At 57.2% G+C, this 17485-nt stretch carries 16 protein-coding genes; 9 read left to right on the top strand and 7 right to left on the bottom strand.

What is annotated here, in order from left to right:
• Positions 1–11 precede the first annotated feature (11 nt).
• The gene (gene pobA / locus CWM54_RS23920) at positions 12–1196 is read right to left on the bottom strand and encodes a 4-hydroxybenzoate 3-monooxygenase (protein WP_061155856.1); all 1185 of its coding nucleotides are present in this window, start codon (positions 1194–1196) and stop codon (positions 12–14) included.
• Positions 1197–1477: 281 nt separating this feature from the next.
• Here pobA and CWM54_RS23915 point away from each other — a divergent pair, with 281 nt between their 5' ends.
• From CWM54_RS23915 to opgB, 6 genes are all read left to right on the top strand, one after another.
• Positions 1478–2254 carry a threonine/serine ThrE exporter family protein gene (locus CWM54_RS23915; RefSeq protein WP_008807542.1) on the top strand — a complete coding sequence of 259 codons (777 nt, stop codon included), beginning with the start codon at positions 1478–1480 and terminating at the stop codon, positions 2252–2254.
• On the top strand, positions 2245–2718 hold the full coding sequence (locus CWM54_RS23910; RefSeq protein ID WP_012542936.1) for a threonine/serine exporter: 474 nt from the start codon (positions 2245–2247) through the stop codon (positions 2716–2718). The genes CWM54_RS23915 and CWM54_RS23910 overlap by 10 nt, the downstream gene beginning before the upstream one ends.
• 102 nt (positions 2719–2820) lie before the next feature.
• Positions 2821–3360: a primosomal protein DnaT gene (dnaT, locus tag CWM54_RS23905; RefSeq protein ID WP_100698719.1), complete on the top strand. Its 540-nt coding sequence runs from the start codon at positions 2821–2823 to the stop codon at positions 3358–3360.
• Positions 3361–3362: 2 nt separating this feature from the next.
• On the top strand, positions 3363–4100 hold the full coding sequence (gene dnaC / locus CWM54_RS23900; RefSeq protein WP_008807545.1) for a DNA replication protein DnaC: 738 nt from the start codon (positions 3363–3365) through the stop codon (positions 4098–4100).
• Between the two features lie 65 nt (positions 4101–4165).
• Positions 4166–4660 (top strand): DUF2501 domain-containing protein, encoded by a 495-nt coding sequence (locus tag CWM54_RS23895; protein WP_100698717.1) that lies wholly within the window; start codon positions 4166–4168, stop codon positions 4658–4660.
• A 257-nt stretch (positions 4661–4917) separates the two neighbouring features.
• Positions 4918–7209, top strand: coding sequence for a phosphatidylglycerol--membrane-oligosaccharide glycerophosphotransferase (opgB, locus tag CWM54_RS23890; RefSeq protein WP_100698715.1), 2292 nt, complete (start codon positions 4918–4920; stop codon positions 7207–7209).
• Between the two features lie 60 nt (positions 7210–7269).
• Here the strand turns inward: opgB and CWM54_RS23885 are convergent, their stop codons facing one another.
• From CWM54_RS23885 to CWM54_RS23875, 3 genes are all read right to left on the bottom strand, one after another.
• On the bottom strand, positions 7270–8220 hold the full coding sequence (locus tag CWM54_RS23885; RefSeq protein WP_165785960.1) for an Rpn family recombination-promoting nuclease/putative transposase: 951 nt from the start codon (positions 8218–8220) through the stop codon (positions 7270–7272).
• 135 nt (positions 8221–8355) lie between these two features.
• Entirely contained in the window at positions 8356–9801 is a 1446-nt protein-coding gene (locus tag CWM54_RS23880) for a tagaturonate reductase (RefSeq protein ID WP_100698712.1), read from the bottom strand.
• Between the two features lie 11 nt (positions 9802–9812).
• On the bottom strand, positions 9813–10835 hold the full coding sequence (locus CWM54_RS23875; RefSeq protein ID WP_100681855.1) for a zinc-binding alcohol dehydrogenase family protein: 1023 nt from the start codon (positions 10833–10835) through the stop codon (positions 9813–9815).
• A gap of 136 nt (positions 10836–10971) precedes the next feature.
• On the opposite strand from CWM54_RS23875, the gene CWM54_RS23870 reads away from it, so the two are divergent.
• Together CWM54_RS23870 and CWM54_RS23865 are read left to right on the top strand one after the other, a co-directional pair.
• The gene (locus CWM54_RS23870) at positions 10972–11886 is read left to right on the top strand and encodes a GntR family transcriptional regulator (RefSeq protein ID WP_100681854.1); all 915 of its coding nucleotides are present in this window, start codon (positions 10972–10974) and stop codon (positions 11884–11886) included.
• A 179-nt stretch (positions 11887–12065) separates the two neighbouring features.
• Positions 12066–13427 carry an MFS transporter gene (locus CWM54_RS23865; RefSeq protein WP_061155863.1) on the top strand — a complete coding sequence of 454 codons (1362 nt, stop codon included), beginning with the start codon at positions 12066–12068 and terminating at the stop codon, positions 13425–13427.
• Between the two features lie 3 nt (positions 13428–13430).
• On the opposite strand, the gene CWM54_RS23860 is transcribed toward CWM54_RS23865, so the two are convergent.
• Positions 13431–14267, bottom strand: coding sequence for a GNAT family N-acetyltransferase (locus CWM54_RS23860; RefSeq protein WP_100698710.1), 837 nt, complete (start codon positions 14265–14267; stop codon positions 13431–13433).
• A 32-nt stretch (positions 14268–14299) separates the two neighbouring features.
• On the opposite strand from CWM54_RS23860, the gene CWM54_RS23855 reads away from it, so the two are divergent.
• Entirely contained in the window at positions 14300–14833 is a 534-nt protein-coding gene (locus tag CWM54_RS23855) for a GNAT family N-acetyltransferase (protein WP_100698708.1), read from the top strand.
• Positions 14834–14861: 28 nt separating this feature from the next.
• Here the strand turns inward: CWM54_RS23855 and CWM54_RS23850 are convergent, their stop codons facing one another.
• Both CWM54_RS23850 and CWM54_RS23845 read right to left on the bottom strand, forming a co-directional pair.
• Positions 14862–15872, bottom strand: a complete 1011-nt coding sequence (locus CWM54_RS23850) for an Ldh family oxidoreductase (RefSeq protein WP_100681851.1) — start codon at positions 15870–15872, stop codon at positions 14862–14864.
• A gap of 10 nt (positions 15873–15882) precedes the next feature.
• A complete protein-coding gene (locus CWM54_RS23845) occupies positions 15883–17484 on the bottom strand; it encodes an APC family permease (protein WP_100681850.1) in 1602 nt (533 codons plus the stop codon).
• Position 17485: the final 1 nt, after the last annotated feature.

The following is a 17485-nucleotide window of genomic DNA, read 5'->3' as shown; positions in this document are numbered from 1 at the left end:
CTCCTCTTTAGTCAGGTAACGCGTTCCATGGGCAAGCCCACGTAGTTTTCCGCGATGGTGGTCAGCCCGGCACGGGAGCCAAGATAGTAGCGGCGGTCGGCGGCCTGCATTTTGGCGTCGAACGCGTTCTGGTCCGGGAAATCGTGCAGCAGGCGGGTCATAAACCAGCTAAAACGTTCCCCTTTCCAGACCCGATCCAGCGCCAGTTGCGAGTAGGTCGCCAGCAGATCGCTGCGGCCACGATGGTAGTATTCGCGCAGGATCCGCCACAGGTAGTTAACGTCCGATGCCGCCAGGTTTAACCCTTTGGCGCCGGTTGGCGGAACGATATGTGCGGCATCTCCCACCAGAAACAGCCGCCCATACTGCATCGGCTCCACCACGAAACTACGCAGCGGGGCAATGCTCTTCTCAAGTGAGTGACCAGTCACTAACCTGGAGGCCAGGTCCTCCGGCAAGCGGCATTTCAGCTCCTGCCAGAAACGTTCGTCCGACCATGCTTCAACCTTATCGCTCAGCGGAACCTGCAGATAATAGCGGCTGCGCGTAAGTGAGCGCTGACTACACAATACAAACCCCCGCTGATGGTGTGCATAAATAAGCTCCGGATTGACCGGCGGCGTATCCGCCAGCAGACCTAACCAACCGAACGGCCACACGCTCTCGTAGGTTTTGAGAATGTCAGCGGGAATGCTTTGCCGTGACACCCCGTGAAAACCGTCGCAACCGGCGATGAAGTCGCACTCCAGGCGGCAGGTTTCACCTTCGCTGAGGTAGGTGACCGTCGGTCGGTCGCTTTTCGCGTCATGAATAGCCACCTCGCTCACGCCATAGACGATCGGCGCGCCGCTGGCGGCCCGAGCCGCCATCAGGTCGCGGGTCACTTCCGTCTGGCCATAAACCATCACACTCTTGCCGTCAGTCAGCTCGCTCAGTGCGACGGGTACCCGCTGGCCGTCAAACAGAAACTCCACCCCATGATGCACCAGGCCTTCGGCATCCATCCGCTGCGCCACGCCCGCTTCGCGTAGCAGATCGACGGTGCCGCTTTCCAGAATTCCCGCGCGGATGCGCCCCAGCACATACTGTGGCGTTTGACGCTCGAGGATCACGGTATGGATCCCGGCATTGTGCAGCAACTGCCCCAGCAGCAGCCCGGAGGGGCCTGCGCCAATAATCGCGACCTGTGTTTTCATAGGGTTGTCTCACTCTTGCAGGGTTAATTATTTGTATAATTTTTGTTTAATAAAAGTTCTTTCCTGCATTTTTGATAAGTCAGACGGGAAAAAGAAGGGATGAATGGCGACAAAAATTGCACTTTTCACCAAACTGGCAAAAGTGTGGGACGCTTCAAATTCTGCCGCCCCGCCAGCTGGGACATTTTTGCATATTATTTGATCCCGCCCCCCTCAGCCGCTACGGCGCTTCAGGTTAAAGTATCGACAGATAACCAGACGTCGCGGACAGCAGAGGAATTATGCAGGTTGATCGGTCACAGCAGCGGGCAATCACACGATTGTGCATCCAGTGTGGTCTTTTTTTGTTACAGCACGGCGCCGAAAGTGCGCTGGTGGAAGAGCTTTCCACCCGCCTCGGACGGGCGCTGGGAATGGACAGCGTCGAAAGCGCCATCTCGTCTAATGCCATCGTGCTGACCACCATTAAAGATGGCGAATGTCTCACCTCAACGCGTAAAAATGTCGACCGCGGCATCAATATGCATGTGGTGACGGAAGTGCAGCATATTGTGATCCTCGCCGAACATAAGCTGCTGGACTATCGCGACGTCGAGAAGCGCTTTGCACAGATCGTTCCCTTGCGTTATCCGCGCTGGCTGCTGGTCATCATGGTGGGGCTCTCCTGCGCCTGTTTCTGCAAACTGAATAACGGCGGCTGGGACGGCGCGCTGGTCAGCTTCTGCGCCAGTACGGTAGCCATGTACATTCGTCAGGTGCTGACTCACCGGTCCATGCATCCGCAGATCAACTTCTGCATCACCGCCTTTGTCGCCACCACCATCTCCGGGCTGCTGCTGCGCCTCCCGGCCTTTGCCAGCACGCCAACCATTGCCATGGCCGCCAGCGTTCTGTTGCTGGTTCCGGGTTTTCCTTTGATCAACGCCGTCGCCGATATGTTTAAAGGGCATATTAATACGGGGCTCGCCCGCTGGGCGATCGCCAGCCTGTTAACCCTTGCCACCTGCATTGGCGTGGTGATGGCGATGACCGTATGGGGGCTGCGCGGATGGGCATAATCTCGTTTATTTTCGCACTGGCGGAAGACATGCTGCTGGCGGCTATCCCCGCCGTCGGTTTTGCCATGGTCTTTAATGTCCCCCAGCGCGCCTTGCGCTGGTGCGCGCTGCTGGGGGCGATCGGCCACGGCTCGCGCATGGTCATGATGAGCGCCGGTTTTAACATTGAATGGGCCACCTTTCTCGCCGCTCTGCTGGTGGGCAGCATCGGCATTCAGTGGTCACGCTGGTATCTGGCGCATCCGAAGATTTTTACCGTCGCCGCCGTGATCCCGATGTTTCCCGGCATCTCGGCCTATACCGCGATGATCTCCGCGGTAAAGATCAGCCATTTTGGCTATTCTGAAGAGATGATGATTTTGCTGCTGAGCAATTTTTTAAAGGCGTCGTCTATTGTGGGCGCCCTTTCTATTGGCCTGTCGATACCCGGTCTGTGGCTGTATCGCAAGCGCCCTCGCGTCTGACCCCGGCGTCGCGGTACAGCCGCGACGCTCCTTCCGCGATGGGCTCTGTGCTACTATGTGCAGATCACCCCACTCTTTGCAGTTCAGAGTTGAGATAGAGTTATGTCTTCGCGAATTTTAACCTCCCATTTTAGCGGCCTGGAAGAGTTCCTCCAGCAGCACGCGACGCTGCTGGCGAAATCGACTGACGGCACCGTTGCCGTTTTTGCCAATAACGCGCCGGCATTCTATGCGCTGACGCCAGCGCGGCTGGCGCAGTTGCTGGAGCTGGAAGCCCGGCTGGCGCGCCCCGGCAGCGACATCGCGCTTGACCCGCAGTTTTTCGAGGAGCCCGCCGCGGCGCCGGTTGCGGTGCCTATGGGCAAATTTGCCATGTACGCGGACTGGCAGCCGGACGCCGATTTTCAGCGCCTGGCCGCGCTGTGGGGCATTGCCCTGAGCCAGCCAGTCACGCCGGAAGAGCTGGCCGCCTTCGTCGCTTACTGGCAGGCGGAAGGTAAAGTGTTTCACCACGTGCAGTGGCAGCAGAAGCTGGCGCGCAGCGTGCAAATCAGCCGCACCAGCAACGGCGGACAGCCGAAGCGCGATGTGAACAGCGTGAGCGAACCCGACAGTCATATTCCACGAGGTTTCCGAGGATGAGCATGAAAAACGTGGGCGACCTGATGAAGCGTCTGCAGAAAATGATGCCGGCCCATATCGAACCGGCGTTTAAAACCGGCGAAGAGCTGCTGGCCTGGCAAAAAGAGCAAGGCCGGCTGCGTTCCGAAGCGCTGGAGCGGGAGAACCGCGCGATGAAAATGCAGCGCACCTTCAACCGCTCAGGGATCCGCCCGCTGCATCAGAACTGTTCCTTTGATAACTACCGCGTCGAGTGCGAAGGACAGATGAACGCCCTCGCCCGCGCACGTCAGTATGTGGAAGAGTTCGATGGCAATATCGCCAGCTTTATCTTCTCCGGCAAACCTGGCACCGGCAAAAACCACCTGGCGGCAGCCATCTGCAACGAGCTGCTGCTGCGCGGGAAGTCGGTCTTAATCATCACCGTGGCCGATATTATGTCGGCGATGAAAGATACCTTTGGCAACCGGGAAACGAGCGAAGAGCAGTTGCTGAGCGACCTCAGCAAAGTCGACCTGTTGGTGATTGATGAAATTGGTATGCAGACGGAGTCTCGCTATGAGAAGGTCATTATCAATCAGATAGTTGACCGTCGTTCTTCATCCAAACGGCCTACCGGGATGCTCACCAACAGCAATATGGAAGAGATGAACAAGCTGCTCGGCGAGCGGGTAATGGACCGTATGCGGCTGGGGAACAGCCTGTGGGTTATCTTCAACTGGGAAAGTTACCGACACCGCGTCACTGGCAAGGAGTATTAAGAGATTTCCGGACGACGACGGCGTTATACTAAAGCGATTATTCAGTCACGCTTATGAGTCCGTCTATGAAATCGTTTAAAAATGGCTTACTTGCCGCGCTTGCCACCAGTGCATTTACCCTCGCCGGCGCCCACGCTGCCTCCTGGCAGGATTCTCTTAACAGCGCCGCCAGCCAGCTTAGCGGCAGCAGCACCCAGGCCGGCAGCGGCGGCATGTCCGTCTCCTCGCTAACCAGCCTGCTCAGCGGCAGCAACCAGTCTCTGACCGCCAGCAGCATGAATAATGCGGCCGGGATCCTGTCATATTGCGCGCAACAGAAGCTGGCCTCCGTGACCAGCGCCGATAACGTCAAAAACCAGGTACTGGATAAACTGGGACTCAGCACGCCGGAAAAACAGAAACAAGACACCAACTACCTCGATGGCCTGCAGGGCTTGCTCAACAGTAATAACGGCCAGCAGCTGGACCTGAATACGCTTGGCAACAGCTCGCTGGCGAAGCAGGTGAAAACCAAAGCCTGCGATCTGGTCTTAAAACAAGGCGTTAACTTCCTCTCCTGATACGTACTGCTAATGCCGCGTTTGTCGCCTTCGCGACGGCAGCGCGGCCTGAAACGGTTTTTTTACCCTTTTTCCCTCTCCGCTTCCCCGCCACACCCGATGCGACACCGATCAAAAAAGGCAACATCTAAACCAATTCTGAATAACTGCACAGTTTCATGACGCTAGAATTGCAGCAAGATGGCGCTGCAATTACAGTGTGGCGTGAAAAGTAATCTGTTCTGCCAGCCGACAACTGGCGCTAATGAGGATGAGCTGTGTCAGAGTTGTTATCCATCGCCTTATTTTTAGCTTCGGTGGTGCTTTATGCCTGGAAAGCGGGTCGTAACACCTGGTGGTTTGCCGCCACGCTCACGGTGTTAGGTCTGTTCGTGGTGCTGAACATCACCCTCTACGCCAGCGACTATTTTACCGGCGACGGCATCAACGACGCGGTGCTCTATACCCTGACCAACAGCCTGACTGGCGCCGGGATCGGCAAATACATTCTGCCGGGCGTCGGGGTGGGCGTCGCGCTGGTTGCCGTCTTTGGCGCGCTGGGCTGGGTGCTGCGCCGCCGTCGGCATCATCCTCATCACGTCGGTTACAGCCTGGCGGCGCTGCTGCTGGCGCTGGCCTCCGTTGATGCCAGCCCGGCCTTCCATCAGATCAGCGAGCTGGTGAAATCGCAGTCACGGGAAGGTGACCCGGACTTTGCCGCATACTACAAAGAGCCGTCGAAGCGTATCGACAATCCACAGCTGAACCTGGTCTATATCTATGGCGAAAGCCTCGAGCGTACCTATTTTGATAACGACGCCTTTCCTAACCTCACCCCTGAGCTCGGCAAAATAAAAGATCAGGGCCTCGATTTCAGCAATACCATGCAGCTCCCGGGGACGGATTACACCATCGCCGGTATGGTCGCCTCGCAGTGCGGCATTCCGCTGTTCGCGCCGTTTGAAGGCAACGCCTCGGCCTCGGTCTCCAGCTTCTTCCCGCAGAATATCTGCCTTGGCGATATCCTGAAAAACTCCGGCTATGAAAACTACTTTGTGCAGGGAGCCAACCTGCGCTTTGCCGGCAAAGACGTGTTTCTCAAATCCCACGGCTTCGATCACCTGTACGGGGCGGAAGAGCTCAAAACTACGGTAGCGGATCCCGCCTATCGCAACGACTGGGGTTTCTATGACGACACCGTGCTCGATGAGACGTGGAAAAAATTCGAAGAGCTGTCGCGCTCCGGTAAACGCTTCTCACTGTTCGCCCTGACGGTGGATACTCACCACCCCGACGGCTTTATCTCGCGCACCTGCGAGCGTAAACGCTATGACGTGGACGGTAAGAAAAACCTCTCCTTCAGCGCCGTTAGCTGCAGCCAGGAACATATCGCCGCGCTGATCGAGAAGATCAAAGCCTCACCCTATTTCAAAAACACGGTCATCGTGGTCTCTTCCGATCACCTGGCCATGAAAAACAGCGCCTGGGATTATCTCAACAAGCACGATCGCAGCAATCTGTTCTTCGTGTTGCGCGGCGATCAACCGCAGCAGGAGACGCTGGCGGTGAAACGCAACACCATGGATAACGGCGCGACGGTGCTGGATATTCTCGGCGGCGATAACTTTATCGGCCTCGGGCGCAGCAGCCTCTCCGGCCAGTCGCTCTCCGGTATTTTCTTGAATATGAAAGAGAAAGTGCTGGCCTGGAAACCGGACGTGATCCGCCTGTGGAACTTCCCGAAAGAGATGAAAAACTTCACTATCGACTCGCAGAAGAACATGATCGCTTTCTCCGGCAGCCATTTCCGTTTGCCGCTGCTGCTGCGGGTATCGGACCAGCGCGTTGAACCGCTGCCGGAGAGCGAATACTCCGCGCCGTTGCGCTTCCAGCTGGCCGATTTCGCGCCGCGGGACAATTTCGTGTGGGTCGATCGCTGCTATAAAATGGGGCAACTGTGGTCGCCTGAGCTGGCGCTCTCCACCGACTGGTGCGTCTCGCAGGGGCAGTTGGGCGGTGAGCAGAAGGTCCAGCACGTCGATAAGCCGCAGTGGCAAGGCAAAACCGCTTTCAGGGACACCCTTATCGATATGGAGCGCTATAAGGGGAACGTCGAGACGCTAAAAGTCGTCGACAACGATATTCGCTACAAGGCCGACAGCTTCGTGTTTAACGTCGCCGGCGCCCCGGAAGAGGTCAAGCAGTTCAGCGGCATTTCGCGTCCCGAGTCCTGGGGTCGGTGGTCCAACGCCCAGCTGGGCAGCGACGTGAAGATTGAATATAAAGAGCCGCTACCGGAAAAATTTGATCTGGTGATCACCGCCAAAGCCTACGGCCCAAACGCCAATAAGCCGATCCCGGTGCGGGTGGGAGACAGTGAGCAAGTGCTTACACTGGCCAATGACGTAACCACTACGACGCTGCATTTCGACAACCCGTCGCACAGCAACACCCTGACCATCACTCCGCCGGACCCGCAGTCCACCAACGAGGGGAATATCCTTGGTCACTCCCCACGTCAGTTGGGGATCGGCATGGTGGAGATCAAAGTGGTGAAAAGCGAAGGCTAAAATCATCCTGCCCGGCGGGTTTGCGCGCCGGGCAACGGTTGCCGTGGCAGAGCGTTAACCCTACAGCGGCTGTAGTTCATCAGCCGAAAGCCCTGTGATTTTCTGTACCATCTCTTTGTCGAGGCCATTTTGTAACATACTGCCGGCAATACGCAGCGCCTCGCGCCGGCTTCCTTCCTGCAAGCCCTCCTGGTGCCCTTCTTCCCGGCCTTCTAGTCGACCTTCTTGACGACCTTCTTGCCGACCTTCCTGCTTAAGCTTTTGCGCGATAGACATCAGTGTCTCCTCATACTGTGGCAGACGGCGGGCCAGCCGGCGGAGAAACACGCCCGGCTCGGCCGTATTACCGTACTGCAGCATATAGTGAAACAGTATTCTCAACTGCCGACGGTTAGTGTATCCCAGCATCACAACGGCCGCCAACGACTCCGTTATGCCGCTGAGATCGCGCTGGCGAATATGTTTTTGCATCAGCTCCAGCAAGGCGACTCGCCGATGTTGCACGATGTCATCATCTGGCATCACCGTAACGTCGATCAACGGAAACGGACAGCCATACAGCGTCTTCGCCAGCTGCGGGTCGGCAAACTCATCCAGCCAGTTGAGGGAAAAGGGGTATGGACTGGTCACACCGTGATAAAAAAGCATCGGCACCACCAACGGCAGCGTTTTGTGTCCGGCATCCAGGTGGCGCTGCATCGCGGCAATCGCATAGCGCATCAGGCGAAACGCCATATGGTTATCCGGCGAGCTCTGATGCTCTATCACCACGTAAACATACCCCGCACCGCAGGTGGTTTGTACCGACCAGAGGACGTCCGAATACCAGGCGCGCAGATCCTCATCGATAAAGCTCGCCGATTGCAGTCTCAGGGTCGCGAAATCGCACCGCTGGCGGATCGCTTCTGGAAGGTAGAGGGTGAGGAAATCATTCGCCGTCTCCGGGTGGCGAAGAAATCGTTTAAAGACCGCATCGTGCGGCGTCGAGGTCATCCGTTTTTTCATGGCCATCCGCTTGCCTGAAAGAGAAGGAAAGCCGGACTCTACCACCGGTTTTTGCCCGGTGGGGTTTGACGATAATTTTCTGGGAAGCGCCTCGGAGAATAGCATGGCGGCCAGCCCGGCTGGCCGCCATCAACAGCCCCGTTACAGCCGCGCCATAGCCTCCCGCATCCCCGCGCTCAAAATCATTTCCAGATAGCGCGTGACCTGGTCGGCAAGGCCGGGAATGGCCGTCAGATCCTCACCCCAGTGCGCTGCATCCTGCAGGACGTCCGTGACCAGTTCATGCAGTGGGCTGCCGTTCGCCACCTGAGCCCATCCTTCGGCAAAACGGGTTAGCCAGACGTCATCATCCTGCAGCGGATACACCTGTCCGTCGCGTTGGCCGCGATAGAAGGCGATAAGCGCCGCCAGGGCAAACGTTAGCCGCGGCGGGATCGCGCCGTGCTGGCGGATAGTCGTCAGCAGCTGCGGCAGGATCCGGGTGCGGAACTTAGTCATGCCATTCAGGGCGATGGAGAGCAATTGATGGCGAATATAGGGATTAAGAAAGCGCCCGGTGACCGCATCGGCAAACTGACGAAGCTCCTCGGCCGGTAAATCGAGCGCCGGGATAATCTCTTCATCAATCGTCTGCTGTACATAATGGCGAATGGCTTCGTCCTGCATCGCTTCACCAACGGTATTCACCCCGCACAGCCATGCTACCGGCACCAGCGCGGTATGCGCACCGTTAAGAATGGCAACCTTGCGCGCTTTATAGGGCCGGATATTCTCTACGATGCGGATATTAAGCGGGTAGCGATCCAGCCGCAGCGTTTCCGCCAGCGCCTGCGGACCCTGAATGACGAATAACCAAAAGTATTCGGCGGTATCAAGGAAAGCATCATGGTAGCCCAGCTCCGCCTCCAGCTTTTCCGCATCCTCACGCGGATAGCCGGTGACGATGCGGTCAACCAGCGTCGAACAAAATGTATTGGCGGTCTCAACCCAGTCGCGAAAAGCCGCAGGCAGTTGCCACTCTTTGGCGTAGCGTAGCACCAGCGCCTTCAGCGCTTCGCCGTTGTAGTCGATCAGCTCGCAGGGGATAATCGTCCACCCCTTATCCACTGCGCCGTTGAAATGGCGGAACCGTTCGAGCAGCAGCTGGGCCAGTTTCGCCGGGAAGCTAACCGGCGGCTTATCGTCAGGCCGGTCTCCGGCGTGATAGCTGATGCCCGCTTCGGTGGTGTTTGAAAATACGAACGCGATCGCCGGATTTCGAGCCAGCGCCAGATAGCCGGCAAAATCCTGCCAGGGATTGATCTCGTTATTAACGGAGCGAATAATCCGCGCCTCGCTCACCGCCTCGCCGCGTTCGTCCAGTCCGCGGATCACCGTGGTGTAGAGTCCATCCTGGGTATTGAGCGACGGCGGAAACGCGGTGTTGATCGGGCGAACGATGGTCACGCCTGCCGCCAGATCGGTTTGCGCGTTCAGCAGATCCAACTGCCAGTCGATAAACGCCCGCAGAAAGTTGCCCTCGCCGAACTGAATCGCGCGCGTCGGGTACTGCGGCCCGGGAAAATCTTGTCTGTTTAACGATTTCATAAGATTACCTGCTAAAAATGAATGACGCCTTTGATCAGCTGGCGATTATTAATCACTTCGCTTTCGTAAATGTCCGCCAGCGACCTGAAATCGTAACGGTGGGTCAGCATCATCCTGGCGGTGATTTTCCCCTCGGCCATCAGCCGCCCGACTTTGGCAAAGTCCTCTTCCGTCGCATTACGACTGCCCATCATCGTCGTCTCTTTCTTATGAAATTCCGGGTCAGAGAACTGCAGTTCCCCCTTAAACAGACCAACAAAAATAATGCTGCCGCCGTGACGGATTAAATTAACGGTGTTATTCATCGCATACTGATTTCCGGTGGCGTCGATCACTTTTTGCGCCAGGGAACCGCCGAAGGCTGCGCACAGCTGTTCGATAAACTGCGGGTCGGAAGGGTCGAGCGTTGTCAGACCAAGGTGCTGCGCCACATGATCGCGCCGCGCCGGGCTGGTATCCGCCACCACCACCTGCGCGCCGTCAGCCTTAGCGATCGCCGCCGCCCCAAGGCCGATGGGGCCCGCGCCAACCACCAGCACCTGCTCCCCTGCCCGGATAGCGGCGCGGCGCACCGCGTGGGCGCTGATGGCGAAGGGTTCAATTAGCGCTGCGGCTTCCGGCTCGACGTCATCCACCACCAGCAGATTTTTGACCGGCACGCAGAGATACTCGCTAAACCCGCCGTCGCGATGCACGCCGATCACCGAAATCTTCTCGCAGCAGTTTGTCCGGCCGCTCAGGCAGGCCGGACACTGGCGGCAGGCGACATAGGGAATCACAGCAACCTGTTGGCCGCTCTTCAAATTAAGAATATTTTTACCCAGCCCAATTATCTCACCGCATATTTCATGTCCAAGAACGCGCGGATAGCTAAAAAAAGGTTGGTTGCCGCCCCATGCGTGAATATCCGTGCCACAAATCCCCACCGTTTTTATTTTAATGAGCACTTCATCGTCACCGGGAATGGGAATCTGGCGTTTTTCCCAGTGTAGTTTTTTAGGTTCCTGACACACTAAAGTATTCATCGACGTCATAATAATTGCCTCCGTATTTGTTGGCTTAGATATCAATGAAAAATAGAAAAAGAGTGAAAGTCATTGCAAAATCTGTGAAATGTCGCGCACAAAACTGTTTTAAATCCGGCTTTAATGGATAAAAAAGGAAAACGTTATGAGTCGCTCACAAAACCTACGTCACAATGTTATTAACCAGGTCATCAACGATATGGCGCGTGGCTTTATCCCCTCGCCGCTACCCTCGCAAAGCGCACTGGCGGAGATGTATAACATCAGCCGTACCACGGTGCGCCATATCCTTTGCCACTTATGCGAGCGCGGCGTCTTGAGCCAGGTCAATCACGACTACCAGATCCTTCGTCAGCCAGAAGTACAGGACGGCTTCGATGGTTCCAGCGCCTCGCTGACCGAACAAAACCGTCTCTTTGAACAAGCGTTTTTCACCATGATTAACCAGCGTCAGCTACGCGCCGGGGAGCGGTTCTCCGAACTGCAACTGGCGCGTGCCGCGGGCGTCAGCCCGGTCGTGGTCAGAGAATTTTTACTGAAATTCAGCCGCTACAACTTGATTGAAAGCGAAAAACGCGGCCAGTGGAACATGAAGAAATTTGAGCAATCCTGGGCCGAACAACTGTTCGAATTGCGGGAAATGCTGGAAACCCACGCACTTCAACATTTTCTTAATCTGCCGGACAGCGATGCCCGCTGGCTGCAGGCCAAAACCCTGCTCGAGCGCCACCGCACCCTGCGGGACAGCATCGGCAACAGCTTTCGTATGTTCTCCCAGCTCGATCGTGATTTTCATTCGCTGCTGCTTTCCGCTGCTGATAATATATTTTTTAATCAATCACTTGAAATTATTTCCGTGATCTTTCACTTCCACTATCAGTGGGATGAAAGCGACCTTAAACAGCGCAATATCATCGCCATTGATGAACATATGACGATCCTGAGCGCACTCATCTGTCGCAGCGATCTGGATGCCAACCTGGCGCTACGTAACCACCTGAACTCCGCGAAGCAATCCATGATTAACTCTCTCAAGCAAAATGAATCGCTGGCGCATTAAGTACCGATTAAAAACAGAAAATGATTAGCAACAGCACAAATCCAAAAACGTAATCCGGCGCCCTCAAAAAGGTTATTTATGCTGAAAACAAGTCGACTTACTTTACTGTGAAACAGGTGGGTGATGTTTAAACACTTCGTTGTCACTTGACATTCAAACATAATAATCAGGAGTCAGGCGTGGAATCACAAAATATAACCATAGACCCGCAGACCGACTTTAAAAAGGGGGAAGCGGAAACCCTTTCAGCGCCCTTAGAAAATACACTACAACGTAGTTCTCGTATTAAAAAGATTCAAACAACGGCAATGATTCTGTTATTTCTGGCGGCGGTGATTAACTACCTCGACCGAAGTTCATTGTCCGTTGCGAACTTAACGATTCGCGAGGAGTTAGGGCTTACCGCCACTGAAATCGGGGCGCTGTTATCGGTTTTCTCTCTGGCCTATGGCATTGCGCAACTGCCCTGCGGGCCGCTGCTGGATCGCAAAGGTCCACGCATCATGCTGGGGCTGGGCATGTTTTTTTGGTCGCTATTTCAGGCGGTCTCCGGGATGGTGCACAGCTTTACCCAGTTTGTCCTGGTGCGTATCGGCATGGGGATCGGCGAAGCGCCGATGAACCCGTGCGGCGTCAAGGTGATCAACGACTGGTTTAATATTAAAGAGCGCGGTCGCCCAATGGGCTTCTTTAACGCCGCCTCGACGATTGGCGTGGCGATCAGCCCGCCGATCCTTGCCGCGATGATGCTGATGATGGGCTGGCGCTGGATGTTTATTACCATCGGCGTACTGGGGATCTTTGTCGCTATCGGCTGGTATATGCTTTATCGCAACCGGGAGGATATCCCCCTCACCGCCGATGAGCAGGCCTACCTTAATGCCGGAAGCGTCAACGTGCGCCGTGACCCGCTGAGCTTTGCCGAATGGCGCAGTCTGTTTAAAAACAAAACCATGTGGGGAATGATGTTCGGCTTCAGCGGCATCAACTATACCGCGTGGCTATATCTGGCATGGCTGCCGGGTTACCTGCAAACGGCGTATAACCTCGATCTGAAAAGTACCGGGTTTATGGCCGCCATTCCTTTCCTGTTTGGTGCCGCCGGTATGCTGATCAATGGCTACGTCACCGACTGGCTGGTCAAAGGCGGCATGGCCCCGATCAAAAGCCGCAAGATCTGCATTATTGCCGGGATGTTCTGCTCCGCGGCGTTTACGCTGATCGTGCCCCATGCCACCACCTCAATCGCGGCGGTGCTGTTAATCGGTATGGCGTTGTTCTGTATTCATTTTGCCGGAACGTCCTGCTGGGGATTGATCCACGTCGCCGTAGCATCAAGAATGACGGCTTCCGTCGGCAGTATTCAGAATTTCGCCAGCTTTATCTGCGCTTCATTCGCACCGGTGGTGACCGGATTTATTGTCGATACCACCCATTCCTTCCAGCTGGCACTGGTTATATGCGGCTGTGTGACCGCTCTCGGCGCACTGGCCTACATTTTCCTGGTTCGCCAGCCGATTAGTGACCCGCGTAACGACTGAATCTTAACGCCCTGCTGACCGCAGGGCATTCATCGTTGCGCTCATTTCATACTGCTGCAGCGATAGCGGCGCATATCCCGCCGCGGCAAACAGCGGCGTAAACGTTTCCGGGATCGTCACCGAAGTACCCACACCCGGGAACTGCTGCGCCAGCGTCACCAGTAGCTCACGCGCCAGCCCCTGACGGCGGGCGGCGGGCTCCACCCACAGAAACTGCAATACAGGCCGCGAGCCCGCCGTCGTTAGTACCGCGAAGGCGCGCTGTTCCAGCGTCACGACCTGACAGGGCAGGGTGGCGAAGGTGAGCGGATCCAGCAGCCAGGGGAGCTGACTATTACTCTCGTCAATGGCGCGCCGTAGCAGGGCCAGGGTGGGATAAAGCTGTAATACACCCGCTACCGGAACCAGAGGTTCATTGCTCAGGTAACCGCAGAGCCCATAGCGTCGCGTAAAGCCCAGCGCCTGATATAGCGCGACAGCCGCGTGGTTATCGCGGATCACTTCCAGGGATACCGTCTCGATCCCCTGCTGTTGCAGGCGCATTAGCAGCTCTTGCATCAGTTCCCGGCCCAGGCCTTTGCCGCGCCAGGCCGGGCGCAGGGCAAAGGCGGCCAGGCGAGCGGCGCTTCCCCGGCGCGCGACAATCGCGATCGCCGCCGGTTCATCTCCGGCCAGCCAGACGCGGGAATCGATCAGGCTCATCCCCTCGGCGCTAAAACGCTGTACAAATCCCTCTACCGACTGGGTAACAGGCACCAGATAGGCTTCAAAACAGGCATTGAGAATATCCGTTAACTGCACGCTGCTGAACTGCGTGGCGGGAACGGCGGTCAGCTCCATACTTTTCTCCCGAGGGCTGCTATGCTGAGGTGATGAAAACTAACACTATAACTGCCGGTGCCGTATTACGCCTGACTCAGGAGAGCGATATCGCCCTTCTGCCCGCCATTGAACGTTCTGCCGCCCAGGCATTTCGCCAGATCCCCTCTCTCGCCTGGCTGGCGGACAGCGAGGTGATTAGCGTTGCGCGTCATCATGATTATCTGGAAACAGAGCATAGCCTGCTGGCGGTAGCCGCCGGGCAACCGATTGGCTTTATTCTGACCGAACCGCTCGACGATGCCTTATTTATCGTCGAAATCGCCGTCCACGAGGATTGGCAGCATCAGGGCATCGGCCGGATGCTGCTGAAGCAGGTTATCGAGGGCGCACGGCAGATGGGCTACCCAGCGGTAACCCTCACCACCTTCCGCGAGGTGCCGTGGAATGCGCCGTTTTATACCCGTCTGGGATTCACCATGCTCGATGAGCTGACCCTGCCTGCCGGGCTGGCGGCAAAAAGGGAACAGGAGACCCGACACGGCCTGCCGCCCGAGTCGCGCTGCGCCATGCGCCTGTCGCTCTGATGGTCGGCCCGCCGCGCTCCGCGCTTTACTATGGCCGCAAGGCGCAAATCTCATCATGCAATGAACGACTGATAGTGACCCCCTGCCGTTCACTCTGCTGACGGCAGGCGAAACGCCGCTCGCCAGGCAGCCGCGCCCCTTGCTCCTGCATCCCCTTGAACAGCGTTTCGGCGCGCGCCAGCTGCTCTTGTGCCTGCGCGCCGAGAAAACGCTGCGGATCCAGCGCCAGGATCAGCTCGCCGCCGTAGGGGAGACCGCCCGCGCCGTTATCCCACGCCAGCGATTCGGCGCTGGTCATATCGCCGATAAGCGGCCCGGCCAACAGCTCGACCATTGCCGCCAGCGCCGAGCCCTTATGCCCGCCAAAGGTTAACATCGCGCCGTTCAGCACCTCCGCGGCATCGGTCGTTGGCTGTCCCTGACTGTCGATTCCCCAGCCTTCCGGTAGCGCTTTGCCGGCACGCTGATGCAGCTGGATCTCACCGCGCGCCGCGGCGCTGGTCGCCATATCAACAATAAACGGCGGTTTGTCCCGCCGCGGCCAGCCAAAAGCGATAGGATTGGTGCCGAACAGCGGACGGGTGCCGCCCGCCGGGGCGACCCAGGCGTGGCTTGGCGTACAGGCCAGCCCCACCAGCCCTGCCTCGGTCAACGGCTCAATATCGGCAAACAGCGCGGAAAAATGGACGCAGCGGTTAATTGCCAGCGCCGCAATACCGCTGTGCCGCGCTTTCTCCAGCAGCAGTGGTAGCGCTCGCTCGTAGGCCAGCAGCGAAAAAGCGCCCCCGGCATCCGCCCGCACAATCGCCGGCGCCTGGTCGTGGATATGCGGCTCGGCATCAGGCGATACCTTACCTTTACGCAAGGTATCGACAATACCCAACAGCCGCCACAGGCCGTGGGAAGCGCAGCCGTCGCGCTCCCCGGCGGCCACATTACGGGCAATGGCCGCCGCGTGGTCGGCGCTAAATCCATTGGCGCTGAGCATTTCCAGCGCCAGGTCATAAGCTTCAGGTAACGAAAGGGTTACCGACTCCATCGTGCTCTCCTTACTCTTCTTCATCTCCGCTAAAATTAGCCTGCGGCAGGCAGCTGCGCGCGCCCCAGTAGTAAATCCCCAACGACATCGCCGCCACCAGCACCGTATCCCAGGGGTGACCGATAACATTAAGCCCGCCGAAGCTGCCCAGCCAGGAAAAGAGGATAATCAACGCATAAAACACGATCAGCCACAGCGACGATTTCACCTGCTGCGCCAGGCTCACGGTATGTTCCGGCACCTTACCTTTGCACATCACATAGACGACAAACATCACGATTTGCAGCCCCAACAGCCACGAGAGCGTATTCCAGCCGGACCAGTAGACAATCAGCGCCGAGATCATAAACGATACCGGGCCGATGATGCCGAAGGCGCGCACGCGGAACGGCCGTGGCAGATCCGGCGCGTTGCGGCGCAGCCCGGCGGCGGTCACCGGGGCGATGGCGTAGCTCAGCACCAGGGCAGCCGACACCACGCTAATGAGCTGTTCCCAGGAGGGGAACGGCAGCGTCCAGAAAATCGACAGTCCAAAAGTCAGCCATAGCGCCGGGCGCGGAATACCGGACTCTTTATCAATATGGGTAAAGGCTTTAAAGAAGGTACCCGCCTTCGCCCAGCCGTAGATCACCCGCGGCGTCGCGTTCATATAGATATTGCCGGTGCCGCTCGGGGAGATGATCGCATCGCTTATCACCATAAAGGCCAGCCAGCCCATCCCGAGGGTAATGGCAATATCGCGATACGGCAGCGAGAACTGTTTGCTCACCTCGGCCCAACCGCCGTTCAGCATTTCGGTGGGGATACTGCCGAGAAACGCAATCTGCAGCAGCACATAGATAATTGTCGACAGCACCACCGATAAAATCAGCGCGATCGGAATGGTTCGCTGCGGCTTTTGCACTTCGCTGGCCACCGAGATAATCGGCGTCAGCCCAAGATAGGCAAAGATAATCCCGCCTGCGCTAATTGCCGCTTCCACCCCGGACATGCCAAACGGCGCAATTCCCTGCGCGTGCAGGTTCTCCGGTTTAAAGAAGGTGAATAGCGTCACCACCACCAGCAGCGGCACCAAAAACTTGAGCACGCTGATGAAGTTGTTTGAACGGGCGAAGGTCTTGACGCTGTAGTAGTTAAGCGCAAAGAAGAAACAGAGTAGCAAGAACTGCACCACCCACCCCAGCAGCGTCGGCGAGCTGGAGCCCGGCTGGGTCAGCGCCGGAAACCAGGCGGCGGCATATTGCCGGGCGGCGACGATTTCAATCGAGATCAGGCTGGAGAACGCAATCAGGGTGATGAACCCCAGCAGATAGCCCATCAGCTCACCGTGGGAAAAGACCGGGTAGCGAATGATACCGCCGGCGCGCGGCAGCGCCGCCCCCAGCTCGCAGTAGACAATCCCCAGCAGCAATACCGCAAAACCGCCAATTACCCACGAGGCGATCCCGGCCGGACCGGCAATGGAGGCCACGTGGCTGGCGGCGAATAACCATCCGGAGCCGAAAATCGCTCCCAGGCCGATAAACGTGAGATCGGTTAGGGTCAGCTGTTTTTTAAACTTACCCGACTCTGCAACGCGGGTTTGACTGTTATGCGTAGAGTGAATGGTCATG

Source organism: Klebsiella sp. D-Nf1 (assembly GCF_002810515.1).
In the GTDB taxonomy this organism is placed as follows: domain Bacteria; phylum Pseudomonadota; class Gammaproteobacteria; order Enterobacterales; family Enterobacteriaceae; genus Klebsiella; species Klebsiella variicola.
Note: the sequence above shows the minus strand (reverse complement) of the source record. Positions and strands in the feature narration are given on the sequence as shown.